General features: G+C 73.0%; 11 protein-coding genes. 1 reads left to right on the forward strand and 10 read right to left on the reverse strand.

The genetic code is table 11. The annotated features are described in order from the left end of the window. Window positions 1–220 precede the first annotated feature (220 nt). Genes AC29IT_RS23170 through eno form a run of 3 tightly spaced genes read right to left on the reverse strand, consistent with a single transcriptional unit; the run spans window position 221 to window position 2,617 of the window. Window positions 221–721 carry a DUF501 domain-containing protein gene (locus tag AC29IT_RS23170; protein WP_358441920.1) on the reverse strand — a complete coding sequence of 167 codons (501 nt, stop codon included), beginning with the start codon at window positions 719–721 and terminating at the stop codon, window positions 221–223. A 1-nt stretch (window position 722) separates the two neighbouring features. Further along, window positions 723–1,274 (reverse strand): FtsB family cell division protein, encoded by a 552-nt coding sequence (locus AC29IT_RS23175; protein ID WP_358441923.1) that lies wholly within the window; start codon window positions 1,272–1,274, stop codon window positions 723–725. 56 nt (window positions 1,275–1,330) lie between these two features. After that, window positions 1,331–2,617 (reverse strand): phosphopyruvate hydratase, encoded by a 1,287-nt coding sequence (eno, locus tag AC29IT_RS23180; protein ID WP_358441925.1) that lies wholly within the window; start codon window positions 2,615–2,617, stop codon window positions 1,331–1,333. Window positions 2,618–2,894: 277 nt separating this feature from the next. On the opposite strand from eno, the gene AC29IT_RS23185 reads away from it, so the two are divergent. Continuing rightward, entirely contained in the window at window positions 2,895–3,272 is a 378-nt protein-coding gene (locus AC29IT_RS23185) for a tetratricopeptide repeat protein (protein WP_224958898.1), read from the forward strand. Between the two features lie 206 nt (window positions 3,273–3,478). On the opposite strand, the gene AC29IT_RS23190 is transcribed toward AC29IT_RS23185, so the two are convergent. The 7 genes from AC29IT_RS23190 to AC29IT_RS23220 all read right to left on the reverse strand — a co-directional run bounded on the left by AC29IT_RS23190 (window position 3,479) and on the right by AC29IT_RS23220 (window position 14,189). Next, the gene (locus tag AC29IT_RS23190; RefSeq protein ID WP_488220095.1) at window positions 3,479–4,297 is read right to left on the reverse strand and encodes a lytic transglycosylase domain-containing protein; all 819 of its coding nucleotides are present in this window, start codon (window positions 4,295–4,297) and stop codon (window positions 3,479–3,481) included. A 350-nt stretch (window positions 4,298–4,647) separates the two neighbouring features. Continuing rightward, window positions 4,648–5,460: a lytic murein transglycosylase gene (locus tag AC29IT_RS23195; RefSeq protein ID WP_488220096.1), complete on the reverse strand. Its 813-nt coding sequence runs from the start codon at window positions 5,458–5,460 to the stop codon at window positions 4,648–4,650. A gap of 125 nt (window positions 5,461–5,585) precedes the next feature. Continuing rightward, window positions 5,586–6,671, reverse strand: coding sequence for a nucleoside triphosphate pyrophosphohydrolase (locus AC29IT_RS23200; RefSeq protein WP_358441933.1), 1,086 nt, complete (start codon window positions 6,669–6,671; stop codon window positions 5,586–5,588). 175 nt (window positions 6,672–6,846) lie between these two features. After that, entirely contained in the window at window positions 6,847–7,776 is a 930-nt protein-coding gene (locus AC29IT_RS23205; protein WP_358441936.1) for a SurA N-terminal domain-containing protein, read from the reverse strand. Window positions 7,777–7,839: 63 nt separating this feature from the next. Beyond that, on the reverse strand, window positions 7,840–9,306 hold the full coding sequence (locus tag AC29IT_RS23210; RefSeq protein WP_488220097.1) for an LCP family protein: 1,467 nt from the start codon (window positions 9,304–9,306) through the stop codon (window positions 7,840–7,842). 431 nt (window positions 9,307–9,737) lie between these two features. Next, complete coding sequence (gene mfd / locus AC29IT_RS23215; protein ID WP_488220098.1) at window positions 9,738–13,358, reverse strand: transcription-repair coupling factor; 3,621 nt, start codon at window positions 13,356–13,358, stop codon at window positions 9,738–9,740. A 234-nt stretch (window positions 13,359–13,592) separates the two neighbouring features. Continuing rightward, a complete protein-coding gene (locus AC29IT_RS23220; protein ID WP_358440847.1) occupies window positions 13,593–14,189 on the reverse strand; it encodes a TetR family transcriptional regulator in 597 nt (198 codons plus the stop codon). Window positions 14,190–14,267: the final 78 nt, after the last annotated feature.

Raw genomic sequence — 14,267 nt, forward strand, 5'->3', positions numbered from 1 at the left:
TGGCACGAAGCGGCGCGTTACGACGCTCGCGCTCACTCCATCGAGTGCCATTAATAGCCACTTCGATCATGCAGCGTGATCACGGCCGCTGATCGAACACGATGGAGTGGATCTCCGCAGCTCAGGCGCTCATCCGAATGCCGCAGCGCGGCTCGGCCACCGGAGAACGGGGACGGCGGAGCGGGAGGGCCCGCGGCGACCGCGCGCCGCGGGCGGAACGTCAGCCCGCGGGCTCGGCGGCGGGCTTCTCCGGCCAGCGCCGCTCGATGATCTCCAGCGCCTCGTCGCCGAACGGGTTCACCCCGGGCCCCTTGGCCAGCGAATGCGCCACGTGCACGTGCAGGCACTTCACCCGGTCCGGCATGCCGCCCGCCGTGACCAGGGTGCCCAGCGATTCGATCGCGTCCCGCTCCGCCAGGTAGGACTCGTGCGCCAGGCGGTAGCGCTCCGCCAGCTCCGCGTCCGCGGCGAGCCGGTCCTGCATCTCGCGCATCAGCCCCTCGGCCTCCAGCGTGGAGCAGTGCCCCACCAGCCGGGGCGAGGTCAGGTAGTACAGGGTCGGGAACGGCGTGCCGTCCTCCAGGCGCGGGTGCGTCTGCACCACGGCCGGCTCCCCCGCCGCGTCCCGCGCCGCCACCGCGCGCAGCCCGCGCGGCGGTCGGCCCAGCTGGCGGGCGATGCTGTCGCGGTCGCTCGCGGCGACCGCCGAAGTGTTGCTCACGTCAGTTCCCTGTCAGCGACTTCCACAGATCCGAGTACCAGGCGCCGTCGTCCTCCGGTGCCGGCGCCGTCGGCGGGGCGGCCGGTCGGCCGGGCAGGTCCACGATGTACGGCGTCTCCCCGGGCCGCACGTACCCCAGCCGGGAGCGGGCCTCGGCCTCCACCCGCTCCGGGTCGGAAAGCTGCGCCTTGCGCAGTTCCAGGTCGCGCACCTGCTGGACGAGCTCGGTGCGCTGCTGCTCCTGCGCGGCGAGTTCACCGCGCTGGCTCAGGTAGGTCCGCAGCGGCACGGACACGCTCAGCGCCATCGCGCACAGCAGCAGCGCCAGCAGCGCCGCCCGCCGCGTCGAGGACAGCTTGAACGCGCCCGCGGTCTCCGAGCGGGAACCGGTCTTCGGCCGCGGCCGGGAACCCGATTGGGCTCCCGGCCGCGTCCCGGACCGCTTCGCGGTGGTCGGCGCCTCCGTGCGGCGGCGCGCACCGTTCCCGCGCGTCGACGGGGAACCGTCCCCGCGACGGCGCTGCTGTCGATCAGAAGATCGCCCGCTCGGCATCGTCCGCACCCGTCGTCGTGGTCACCCGGCCTCGCGGACCGCTGGTGACCAGGATGTCACGCCTCCAGGTTGAGCCGCGGGAAAGCCAGCTCACCCGCGTAGCGGGCGGCGTCCCCGAGCGCTTCCTCGATGCGCAGCAGCTGGTTGTACTTGGCGACCCGCTCGCTGCGCGCCGGGGCACCGGTCTTGATCTGGCCGCAGCCGGTGGCGACCGCGAGGTCGGCGATCGTGGTGTCCTCGGTCTCGCCGGAGCGGTGGCTCATCATGCTCTTGTAGCCGCAGGAGTTCGCCAGGTTCACCGCGTCCAGCGTCTCGGACAGGGTGCCGATCTGGTTGACCTTGACCAGCAGCGCGTTGCCCGCGCGGCGGTTGATGCCCTCTTCGAGGCGCTCCGGGTTGGTGACGAACAGGTCGTCGCCGACCAGCTGCACGCGCTCGCCGAGCTCGCTGGTCAGCTGCACCCAGCCGTCCCAGTCGTCCTCGCCCAGCGGGTCCTCGATGGACACCAGCGGGTAGTTGTCGAGCAGCTCGGTGTAGTAGCCGGTCATCTGCTCGGCGCTGCGCTTGGACTTCTCGAAGGTGTAGGCGCCGTCCGCGAAGAACTCGGTGGCGGCGACGTCCATCGCGAGCACGATGTCGGTGCCCAGCTTGAACCCGGCCTTGTCCACCGCGACCGCGATGAGGTCGAGGGCCTCGCGGTTGTTCGGCAGGTCGGGGGCGAAACCGCCCTCGTCGCCGAGCCCGGTGGGCAGGCCCTTGGCCTTGAGCACCGACTTCAGCGCGTGGTAGGTCTCCGCGCCCCAGCGCAGCGCGTCGGAGAAGGAGTCCGCACCCACCGGCGCGATCATGAACTCCTGCACGTCCACCCCGGTGTCGGCGTGCGCGCCACCGTTGAGGATGTTCATCATCGGCACCGGCAGCACGTGCGCGTTGGGGCCGCCGACGTAGCGGAACAGCTCCAGGCCCGCGGAGTCCGCGGCGGCCTTCGCGACGGCCAGCGAGGCGCCGAGGATGGCGTTGGCGCCGAGCCGGGACTTGCCCGGGGTGCCGTCGAGGTCGACGAGCTTCTGGTCGACGACGCGCTGCTCGGTCGCGTCCAGGCCGGCCAGCTCTGGGCCGATCTCGTCGAGGACCGCTTCGACGGCCTTCTCGACGCCCTTGCCGCCGTAGCGCTCGGCGTCGCCGTCCCGCAGCTCGACGGCCTCGTGCTCACCGGTGGAAGCGCCCGACGGGACGGCCGCGCGGGCCAGCGTGCCGTCTTCCAGTGCCACTTCGACCTCGACGGTGGGGTTACCGCGCGAGTCCAGGATCTCGCGGGCGCCGACCTGTTCGATGATCGCCACGTGTGCTCCTAACCAGGGTTTGAGGTATGGGCGGCCCGCCCGACTCGCTCGTGCGCGCGAGCGGGCGCCGATCGCCCCACGACCGCCCCCGAGCCTATCGGTGGGCGCGAGGGCGGTGCGGCCGACTTCGCGCACGCCACACCGCGCGCTCGCGCCGGAGCGGCCGAGATCACCCCGGCGACCACGCGCCGTGATCGAGAACGGCCGGGACGGGCGCGGACGACATCCGCTCGGCCGTCGAGGAACACCGGGACCGGCACGTACCGTTGTGCGGACCATGAGCAGCGAAGGCACCGTTGAAGCGTTCCGCCGGGCGGAGAGCCTGGTCGCCCAGCGCAGGCCCTGGGAAGCTCTCCGCGCACTGCAACCCGTGCTCGACATCGCCGAGGACAAGCCCTCCGTCCAGCTGCTGCTGGGGAGGGCTTACTTGTTCACCGCCCAGTTCCGCCGAGCGGAGGCCGCGTTCCTGCGGGTGATCGAGCTCGATCCGTCCGACCACTACGCCCGGCTGGTGCTGGGCCGCACGCTGCAACGGCAGGGGCGGCTGCGGGAGGCTCGCAGCCAGGTCCAGCTGGCGGCGGTGATGAACCCGGACCCGGCCTACCAGGAGGCGCTGGGCGAGATCAACGCCCGGCTGGCCACCCGCGGCGGCTGAGCCGGGGCGGCGCGACCGAGCTCGCGGGCGCCCGGCCCGCGGGGTCGTGCGGTGCGCGGTTCAAGGGGTCGCGGCGGTTCAAGGGCTCGCGCGCTGCACGGCTCAGGGATCACGGCGGCTCACGGATCACGCGCTGCACGGCTCACAGTTCGAGGCGGCTCACGGATCACCCACCGCGGCTCGCGGGTCGGGCTGCGCTCGCCGGGTCACCCGCGGCGGCTCGCGGCCGCCGAGTAGCTCTCGGCGATCGCGTACACCTTCTGCCCGTACTCCACCGAGTTGTTGTACGACATCACCGCGCCCCACCAGCCCGTGCCGGTGGTCAGGTCGCGGCCGCTGGAGCACAGGTAGCGCGCGGCGGCCATCGCCGCGTCGTCCAGGTTCTGCGGGTCGCCGAGCCCGTCGCCGTTGCCGTCGGTGGCCCACTTGCGCCAGGTGGACGGGATGAACTGCATCGGGCCGACCGCGCGGTCGTGCACCGGGTCGCCGTCGAGCGCGCCGCCGTCGGTGTCGCCGATGGCCCGGACACCGGGGGTGCCGTCCAGCGGCACGCCGATGATGGGGCTGGAGGACACCGCGTCGTCACCGAGCACCCGGTTCCCGTAGCGCCCGTGGTTGGACTCGATGCGGCCGATCCCGGCGAGCATGGCCCAGGAGATCCGGCAGCTCGGCTGGTACTGGCGCATCGCCAGGTCCGCGTTCACGTAGGAGATCAGGGCGCGGGCGGGCACGTCCGCGGAGGACGCGACGTGGTCGGCCCACTCCCGCACCGGGTCTTCGCCCGCGGGCGCGAGTTGCTGCGCGGGCTCCGGGACCAGGGGCGCGGCGGAGCCGGGCAGCACGGGCGCGGGTTCCACCACGACCTGCTCGGGCGGCGGTCCGGCCGCGGGTGCAGCGTCGGGCCGGGTGAGGGTGGAGGCGAGCGCCACCCCGGCGCCCAAGGTGGCGACGAGGGCCAGCGCCACGGCCAGCCGCCCGACGGCGGCGGCCACTGCGCGCAGCCGGGATGCGGTCGGGTCGGTCACGCGATCAGGCTACTTGCCGGTATCCGCGAGAACTAGGAGCGAACACGAATCGACCATCGGCCGACCCGAACCCGCGCGGCCGGATCGATCGGGCGTCCCCGGATCGGCGGCGAACCAGGCTCGACCGGTGGCGAACCAGGATCAGCGGCGAAACCCGGTTCGGCTAGTCGCGAAACCGGATCAGCGGCGAACCCGCGCGGCCGGGCGCGAACCCGGCTCGGAAGCGGACCCGGCACGATCGGCCCGGACCCGTGGCGGACCCGGCTCGGTCGTTGCTGAACCCGACCCGGTCGGTCGCGAACCCGGCTCGATCGGCGACGAACCCGGCTCGGCCGGTGGCGAAGCCTCGCTCAGTCCGTCGCGAACAGGCTGCGGCTGGTCTTGCCGTAGTGGTCCGCGTGGTCGAGCACGTCCTGCCCGTAGTCGTGGCTCTCGTTGTAGTCGAGCAGCGCGGCCCAGAACCGGTCCGGGTCCTGCATGTCGCCGCCGACGGTGCACAGGTACTCGGCGGCGGCGAGGGCGGCGTCGTCGATGTCGTGCGGGTCGGCGATGCCGTCGCCGTCGGCGTCCACCGCCCACCGCTCCCAGGTGGTGGGGATGAACTGGAGGGGCCCGATGGCCCGGTCGTAGACGGGGTCGCCGTCGAGCCTGCCGCCGTCGGTGTCATCGATGCGCTTGACGCCGTGGCTGCCGTCCAGCGGCAGTCCGATGATCGGGGTGCTGGGCCTGCCGGTCTCGTCGAGGCGGGCGCCGCCGTAGCGGCCGTGGCTGGATTCGATGGCGCCGATCCCGGCGAGGGTGCTCCAGCCGAGTCCGCAGCCGGGATGGCTCTGCTCGACGGCCGTGGCGGCGTAGCCGTAGGCCTGCAGGGCGACGCGGGGGATGTTGAGCTCGTCGGACATCGATTCGGCCCAGGCGGTGAGCTGCAGCTGGGGCCGCTGGGTGGTGGGCAGCGGCGGGCCGCCCTCGGGCAGCACGGTGAGCGGGGGCGGGTCGACACCGCCGTCCGGAGGCGCCACGGCGGGCGGCGGGACGGCTTGCACGCTCGGACTGATCTGCTCGGGTTCGCGGTCCACTTCGATGCCGCACGAGACGAGCAGCGCGACCATCGGTACCACTCCGGCGAGCCGCCACGACCTGCTCGTGCTGAGTTGCTGCGACACGAATGCCCTCCCTTTCCTCGCCCCAGTGTGCACGTACCGGATCATCACCCGGGAACGAACCGGACTTTTCGCCGCCACCGCCCGGTTCGGCGGGTGCGCGGGTGCCGCCGGTCGGCTCGTCGGGATCAGCCGCCGGCGGCCGGGCCGCGATCGTTCTCGCTGGTCGCGCCGTCGTCCGCCCAGTAGTCGGCCCACTGCTGCGAGGTGAGCCGGTGCGGGTCGTGCCCGTCGGCGCGGGCGGCGGCCTCGGCCGTCCGGACGCGCGCGGCGAAGTCGAGCGCGGCGGCGCGCAGCTCGTCCTCCGGGTCCCCGCCCTCCAGCCGGGCGCGCGCGACGAGGGCGAACGCGCTCGCGCCCGGCGTCCCCGCCGCGGTGAGCAGTTCGCGCGGCACACCGGCCCGGTCGGCGCGGTTCACCAGCTTGGCCGCCAGCGCGGCCGCGGGCTGCCCGGTCGCCACTCCGTCCACAATGGATTCACGTTGCTTCTCGCGCTGCTTCAGCTCGTCCCAGCGCAGCTGCTGGGACTCCGCGTCGTGCACCGAGCCGGCCTCGGTGAACACGTGCGGGTGCCGGGACACGAGCTTGCCCACCAGGTCGGCGGCGACCTCGTCCACCCCGAACGGTTCCACGCGGTCCTCGGCCGCGATCCGCGCGTGGAACAGCACCTGCAGCAGCACGTCCCCCAGCTCCTCGCGCAGCGACGGCCGATCCCGCTGCTCGATCGCGTCCAGCAGCTCGTAGGTCTCCTCCACCAGGTAGCGGCGCAGCGAGTCGTGGTCCTGCTCCGCGTCCCACGGGCACCCGCCCGGCGAGCGCAACCGGTCCATCACGGTCACCGCGTCCAGCAGTTCCACGCCCACCGGCGGCTGCGCCCCGAGCAGGGCCGCGCCCGCGTCCAGCAGCGCCACCGCCTGCTCCGACTGCACATCCGGCGCGAACAGCACGACCGGTTCGCGGCCCGCCCGGGCGAGCAGCTCCGGCACGTCCGGCGTGCCCGGATCGTCCAGCGCCGAGACCGTGGCCGGGGAGAGCCCCGGCACCACGTGCACCGCAGCGGCCCGGCGCAGCGCGGGCACCGCCGCCGCCGGGATCACGTCCCCGAGCCGGTCGTCCACGACCACCACCGCCGTTCCCGGTGCCACCGCCCCGGTGTCCGAGAACCCCGAGTTCGCGCCGATTCCGCCGGAAGCCGCTGAACGTGCGTTGTGCATGGCGCGATTGTGCCAACCGCGCGGCGGCCATCGGTCGCAGTGCTCGATCCATGCCGCGGAGGGTGCCGGGCCGTCCGCCCGCGCCCCCGGCCGACACACCGGCGCATCACCCGGTACGGGTGATCTCGACCGGACCTCGCCGCAGAAGATCACCCGTTCAGCCGCAGCCGGCCGGTCAGGAACGCGCGCTGGGCAGCACGATCCCGATGGTCTCGTCCTGGTTCGGCGCCGCCGAGAGACCGAGCTCGTCCCACACGCCGTAGCGCGGGCTGAGCTCCACCCCGACCTGCTGCGCGGTGACCCGCAGCAGCTGATCGCCCAGGGCCTGCATCTTCATCTCGTCGGCGCCCGCGGCGCTCGGCGCGGGCGGCGGCGGTGCGACCTCGCGCTGCTTGATCCGCACCACCGTCCACTGCCCGGACTGCGGTTGCAGCTCGAACGCCATCGCCGTGCCGGTGCGCGCGCCGAACAGCGGCGTGCCCGCGGCCAGGTCGGGCACGTCGGCGGAGCGCAGCCGCTGGTCGGCCGCGGCACCCGTGCCGGACTGCCGGTCCTCGGCGATGAGCGCGGCCGATTCCGCGTCGCCGCCCGCCATCCGCCGCACCTTCTCCTCGGCTTCGCGCCGGTTCACCGCGGAGGTGACGTCGTAGGTGACCGACAGCCGGTCCACGTACTTGCGCCCCAGCTCGGCCGCGAGCAGCCTGCTGCGCACCACGTCCTGGATGTCGCTCTCGGTGTAGATCTGGCCCTTGCTGGCGGCCTGCGGCCCACCGGCGGAGTCGATGACCTCGGCGACCCGACGCTCGTCCACGTCCAGGCCCTCGGTCCGCGCGGCCTGCTTCGTCAGCTCGCGGCGCACCAGGTCGGCGGCCATCCGGCGGGTGAGCTCGCCGAGCATGCCCTGCTCGGACAGCTGCGCCTTCGCCTCGGGTTCCTTCTCCAGCACCGCGCGGTAGCGGCTCTGCACCTCGTTGATCGGGATGCGCGCTTCTCCGACGAACGCCGCGGCACCGGCCTTGCCCGGTTCGACACCGCAACCGGCGAGCAGTGCGCAGCAGAGCAGGATCAACGCGAGCGGGCGGGCCCGGTGCATGGCGGAACTCACAGCGATCACCCTCTCACGAGATCATCGCAGGGTGAACCCTGCACGCACCGGGTCCGGATCCGGTCAGTTCACGCAGGGCACGCCGCCCGCGGTGATCGGCTGCTGCTGGTCCTGCGCCTGCGCGGGCCGCAGCCCGTCCAGCCGCAGCGCCGGCGCGCCCGCGAAGTTCACCGCGCCCGGGCCGTCGTAGTCCGCACCCAGGTACACCTCGACGGTGCCCGCCGGGACGGAACCGCTGGTGCGCACCGGGATTCCGCCGAGGGACGCCGCGACCTGCTCCCCCGCGTCCTGCTCGCCAGCGGCGACCCGCACCGAGGAGGAGCTCGCCGACGCCGCGTTGCCGGTGGCCCCGGTGCCGAACCCCTGCGCCGCCAGCCGGTCCGCCACGCTCGCGGCCAGGCCGGTGATGCCGGAGGCGTTGTAGACGTCCACCGAGATCTCCGCCGGGGAGCTCGACTCGGAGGTCTCCGGCGTCGTCTCCCGCTGCGTCTCCGGCGACCGCTCGGCCTGCTGGCGCACCGCGCGTTCCTGCGGGGACAGCAGCAGGTTCGCCACGAACCGCTGCACCTCGTCCTCGTCGGCCTGCACGTCTTCGCGGCCGGACGGGCCGACGAGTTCCACCGGGATGGTGTGGAAGTCGATGTCGCCGCCCGCGATTCCGGACATCTGCTGCGCGAATCCCATGAGGTCCCAACCGGAATCGACCACCACCGACTTCTGCAGCGCCCCCACCAGCTCGCCGAGCCGCACCGGGTTGCCCAGCGTGCCCGCGGACAGCACCTTGTTCGCCAGCCCGGACATGAACACCTGCTGGCGCACCACCCGGTCCAGGTCGTAGTTCGGCAGGCCGTAGCGCTGGCGGACGAAGGCCAGCGCGTCGGCGCCTTCGATGGTCTGGCGCCCGGCGGAGAACACCGCGCCGGAGTGCGCGCTGTCGTCCACCGCCTCGTTCAAGCACACCTCGACGCCACCCACGGCCTTGGTGACCTCGTAGAACCCCAGCAGGTTCACCTCGGCGTAGTGGTCGATGCTGGTTCCGGAGAGGTCTTCGATCGTTTTGATCAGGAACTTCTGGCCCTCGGCCTTGGACTGCAGCTCCAGCTGCTTCTCGTCGGTGACGCCGTCCTGCTCCAGCCTGTGCCGGGCCTCGCTCTTCGCCCGGCCCAGAGCCGAGTTGAGCTTCTGCTCCCCATAGCCGTTGCCGAGTTCGACCATGGTGTCGCGGGGGAAGGAGACCGCGCTGGCGCGTTGCCCGCCGTTGGGGATGCGCACCAGGATCATGGTGTCGGTGAGGTCGCCGCCCTCGTCGTCGGTGGTGCGCAGCTCCTTGAGCACGTCCTCCGGCAGCGGATTCCCGTCGGCGTCGGTGCGGCTGTCGTTGCCGACCAGCAGCACGTCGGTGGCCCCGTCCGGCGAGTTGAAGCCGCTGCCGATCACATCGCTGCCGGTGAGCCCGCCGGTGAACCCGTTGAAGGCGCCCCACGCGTAGGCGCTGCCGCCGAGCACCACCACCGACAGCAGCGCGGCCACCGTGCGCCCGAAGAACCTCCGCGCCCGGCGCGGCCGGCGGGAACGGGCCGGTTCGCGGGGGACGACCGGGTGGCGCACCGTCGTCGCCTCACCGGGACGGGATGGCCCGCCCGGACGGGGATTCCTCGGTCGCTGCGGTCCTCGCACATGATCCACGCCCTCGTCCTCTCCCCGCCCCTGCAGCACCTGGCGGCGCGCCGATCGGCGCGGCCAGCTACGAGTTCAGACGCGTCACGGCCGAGCGGGTTGCCTCCCGGCACCGCACGACCGCCGATCGGCCCCGGACGACCGGCGGGAGCGGGTGTGGTCCGAGCGCTCCCGAAACGCGTGCCGATCATGCACCGGCCCGCGCACCGCCGCCAGCAGAACCGCCGGGATCACACCCGCCCGGCCGAGTGGGAAAGCGCCGCGCAGCAGGAGGTTCAGGCCGGTCAGCCCACCGGAGCGGGACGACCGGCGAGCGAGGTCAGCAGGGTCGCGCACCACTCCAGCAGCGCCTCGTCCCGCAGCGGCGGCGCACCCATGCGCCCGCCCGCGGCGCCTTCGGTCGGCCGCGGCACGGACACGGTGCGGACCGTCGCCTTGTACACCGCCTTCGGGTAGAGCCGCTTGAGCCGCATCTGCTGCGAGTCGGCCAGTTCCAGCGGCGCCACCCGCAGCGAGGAGCCCTGCAGGGTCACCTCGGTGACGCCGTGCTCGCGGCACACCTGGCGGAACGCGGCGACCTTCAGCAGCCGCTGCACCGGTTCCGGCAGCGGCCCGTAGCGGTCCTCCAGCTCGGCGCGCACCGCGTCCAGCGCGGCCTGATCACCGGCGGCCGCGATCTTCCGGTAGGCCTCCAGGCGCAGCCGCTCCCCCGGCACGTAGTCGTGCGGGATGTGCGCGTCGATCGGCAGGTCCACCCGCACTTCGGCGAGCTCCTGCTCCAGGTCCGCGGTGCCCGCACCCGCGTGCTGCTTGAACGCTTCGACGGCCTCGCCGACGAGCCGCACGTACAGGTCGAAGCCGACGCCCGCGATGTGCCCGGACTGCTCGGCGCCGAGGATGTTGCCCGCGCCGCGGATCTCCAGGTCCTTCATGGCCACCGCCATGCCCGCGCCCAGCTCCGAGTTCTGCGCGATCGTCGCGAGCCGGTCGTGCGCGGTGTCGGTGAGCGGTTTCTCGCCCGGGTACAGGAAGTACGCGTAGCCGCGCTCGCGGGCGCGCCCCACCCGGCCGCGCAGCTGGTGCAGCTGGGACAGGCCGAGCATGTCGGAGCGCTCCACGATCAGCGTGTTCGCGTTGGAGATGTCCAGCCCGGTCTCGACGATCGTGGTGCACACCAGCACGTCGTGCTCGCGCTCCCAGAACCCCTGGATGATCTTCTCCAGGCGTTCCTCGTTCATCTGGCCGTGCGCGGTGACGATCCGCGCCTCCGGCACCAGCTCGCGCAGCGACCGCGCGGCCTTCTCGATCGTCGAGACCCGGTTGTGCACGAAGAACACCTGGCCGTCGCGCAGCAGCTCGCGGCGGATCGCGGCGCCGACCTGCTTCTGGTCGTAGGCGCCGACGTAGGTCAGCACCGGGTGCCGCTCTTCGGGCGGGGTGAGGATCGTGGACATCTCGCGGATGCCCGCCATGCTCATCTCCAGCGTCCGCGGGATGGGCGTCGCCGACATCGTCAGCACGTCCACGTGGGTGCGCAGCGCCTTGATGTGCTCCTTGTGCTCGACGCCGAAGCGCTGCTCCTCGTCGACGATGACCAGCCCGAGGTCCTTGTAGCGCACGCCCGTCTGCAGCAGCCGGTGCGTGCCGATCACGATGTCCACCGAGCCGTCCGCCAAGCCCTGCAAGGTCTGCTCGGACTCCTGCGGCGTGGTGAACCGGGACAGGCCCTTGATGGTCACCGGGAAGGAGCGCATCCGGTCGGTGAAGGTGTTCAGGTGCTGCTGGGCGAGCAGCGTGGTCGGCACCAGCACCGCCACCTGCTTGCCGTCCTGCACGGCCTTGAACGCGGCGCGCACCGCGATCTCCGTCTTGCCGTAGCCGACGTCGCCGCAGATCACCCGGTCCATCGGGACGGCGCGCTGCATGTCGGCCTTGGCCTCGTCGATCGCGGCCAGCTGGTCCCCGGTCTCGGTGTAGGGGAACGCGTCCTCCAGCTCCCGCTGCCACGGGGTGTCCGCGCCGAACGCGTGGCCGGGCGCGGACTGGCGGGCCGCGTAGAGCTGCACGAGTTCGGCGGCGATCTCCTTGACCGCCTTGCGCGCCTTGGCCTTGGTGTTCTTCCAGTCGGAGCCGCCGAGCTTGTTCAGCGCGGGCAGTTCGCCGCCGACGTAGCGGGACACCTCGTCGAGCTGGTCGGTGGGCACGAACAGCCGGTCGCCGGGCTGGCCGCGCTTGCTGGAGGCGTACTCCAGCACCAGGTACTCGCGGGTGGCGCCGCCGACGGTGCGCTGCACCATCTCCACGTACTTGCCGATGCCGTGCTGCTCGTGGACGACGAAGTCCCCGGCCTTCAACGCCAGCGGGTCGACCGCGTTGCGCCGCCGCGACGGCATCCGGCGCATGTCCTTCGTGGAGGTGCCGCCGCGGCCGCCGGTCAGGTCGGTCTCGGTGAGCACCACCAGTCCCACGCCCGCCGCGGCGAAGCCGTCCTCCAGGCCGCCGCGCACCACGGTGATCACGCCGGTCTCGGGGGCCGCGGTCAGGCCGTCGGCGGCGTGCCGCACCGGCAGGTCGCTGTCCCGGAACTGCTGCACCGCGCGCTGCGCCGTCCCCTGGCCGGGCACCACCAGCACCGCGGCGCCGCCGGAAGCGGTGTGCGCGCGCAGGTCGGTGAAGGCGCGCTCCACCTCACCCCGGTACGCCTCGACCTGCTTGAGGCCCAGGTGCACCACGCCGCGGTCCGCGCTGTCGCTGCTGAGCTGGGTGAGCGTCCACCACGGCAGCCCGATCTCCCTCGTCCGCTCCTCGACCTCCGCGAGCCCGCGGTACGCCGAAGCGCCCAGGTCGATGGGGGCCTTGCCGCCGTCGGCGGCGACCATCCAGGACGCCTCCAGGAACTCCTGCCCGGTGCGCACCAGGTCCGCGGCCCGCGCCCGCACCTTCTCCGGATCGGCCAGCAGCACGTGCGTGCCCTCCGGCACGAGTTCGGTGAGCAGCCGCATCTCGCCGTCGCACAGCGCCGGGATCAGCGCCTCCATGCCTTCGACGGCGGCACCGCCCGCGATCTTGCCGAGCATCTCGGACAGGTGCGCGTCCGCCTCGTGCTGCCGGGCCAGTTCACCGGCGCGCTCCGCCACCTCCGGGGTGATGAGCAGTTCGCGGCAGGCCGGGGCGTACAGCGCGGTGTCGGTGGCGTCCGGCAGCGAGCGCTGGTCGGCGACGGAGAACGGGCGGACCTCGGTGACCTCGTCGCCCCAGAACTCCACCCGCAGCGGGTGCTCCACGGTCGGCGGGAACACGTCCACGATGCCGCCGCGCACCGCGAACTCGCCGCGCTTCTCCACCATGTCCACGCGGGAGTAGGCGAGTCCGGCGAGGCGTTCCACCAGGTCTTCGAAGTCGTGCTCGTCGCCGAGCCGCAGCCGCACCGGCGCGAGTTCGCCGAGGCCGGGCGCGATCGGCTGGATGAGGCTGCGGACCGTGGTCACCAGCACCCGAACCGGGCCTTCGGCGTGCTCCTCGGGGTGCGCGAGCCTGCGCAGCACCGCGAGCCTGCGCCCCACGGTGTCGGCGCGCGGGGACAACCGCTCGTGCGGCAGCGTCTCCCAGGACGGGAGCACCGCGATGCCGTCGGCGCCCAGCAGGTCCTCCAGCGCCGACGCGGTCTCCTCGGCCTCCCGGCCGGTCGCGGTCACCAGCAGCACCGGGGCGGCCGCGCCTGCTTCGGCGGCCAGCGCCGCCGCGGCCAGCGGGCGGGCGGCGACCGGGCCTTCCAGCACCAGGCGCGGGCGGCCCGCCGCGGACACCACGTCGCGGAAGCTCGCCTCCCGCAGCAGCGCGTCGAGCAGCCCGTGCAGCGCGGCCGGGGCGGCGTCGATCGGAGTGGCAGGACCAGCCTGGGTCATCGGAATCCCTCGCACCGAGAACGGACATGCGCGCAGACCCGTCCCCGGGACGACTGCGTCCGAGTCCGGTGCGCGGGCGTCGGCGTCGCGACGGCTGAGCCGGAACCGGCTCTCCCAGCGGACCGGTGCCGGGTGGCGGGAGTCGCCGTCCAGCCTACGACTCCGCACCGACGACGTCCGGCCGCCCTCGTCCCGGTCGTTCGACCGGCTCGCGGCGGAACGCGCCGCCCCGGGTCAGCGCCAGGTGCCGAGCTTGGGCTTGTGCTCCAGGTTGGAGAGGCCGTTCCAGGCGATGTTCACCAGGTGCGCGGCCACGTCGTCCTTCTTCGGCTTGCGCGCCTCGAGCCACCACTGGCCGACGAGCGCCACCATGCCCACCAGCGCCTGGCTGTAGAGCGGGGCGAGCTTCGCGTCGTAGCCCTTCGCGCTGAACTGCAGGCCGAGGATGTGCTCGACCTGGCTCGCGATGTCGTTGAGCAGCGAGGAGAACGTGCCGGTGGTGGAGGCCACCGGCGAATCGCGGACGAGGATGCGGAACCCGTCCGTGCAGGTGTCGATGTACTCGAGCAGCGCGCCCGCCGCCTGCTCCAGCAGCGCGCGGGGGTGCCCGGCCGAGAGGGCGGAGACGATCTGGTCCAGCAGCGCGCGCATCTCGCGGTCCACGACCACCGCGTAGATGCCCTCCTTGCCGCCGAAGTGCTCGTAGACGACCGGTTTGGACACGCCGGCCCGGTGCGCGATCTCCTCGATGGAGGCGGCTTCGAAGCCCTTCTCCGCGAACAGGGCGCGGGCCACGTCGAGCAGCTGCTGACGTCGTTCCTCACCGGTCATCCGGACTCGGGTGGTGCGGGCCGAACGCCGCCTGGTCTCCGAATCCGGCGAGTTCCGCTTGCGCCGTCCTGCTGCCAC

This window comes from Saccharopolyspora sp. MMCC62 (assembly GCF_057736575.1).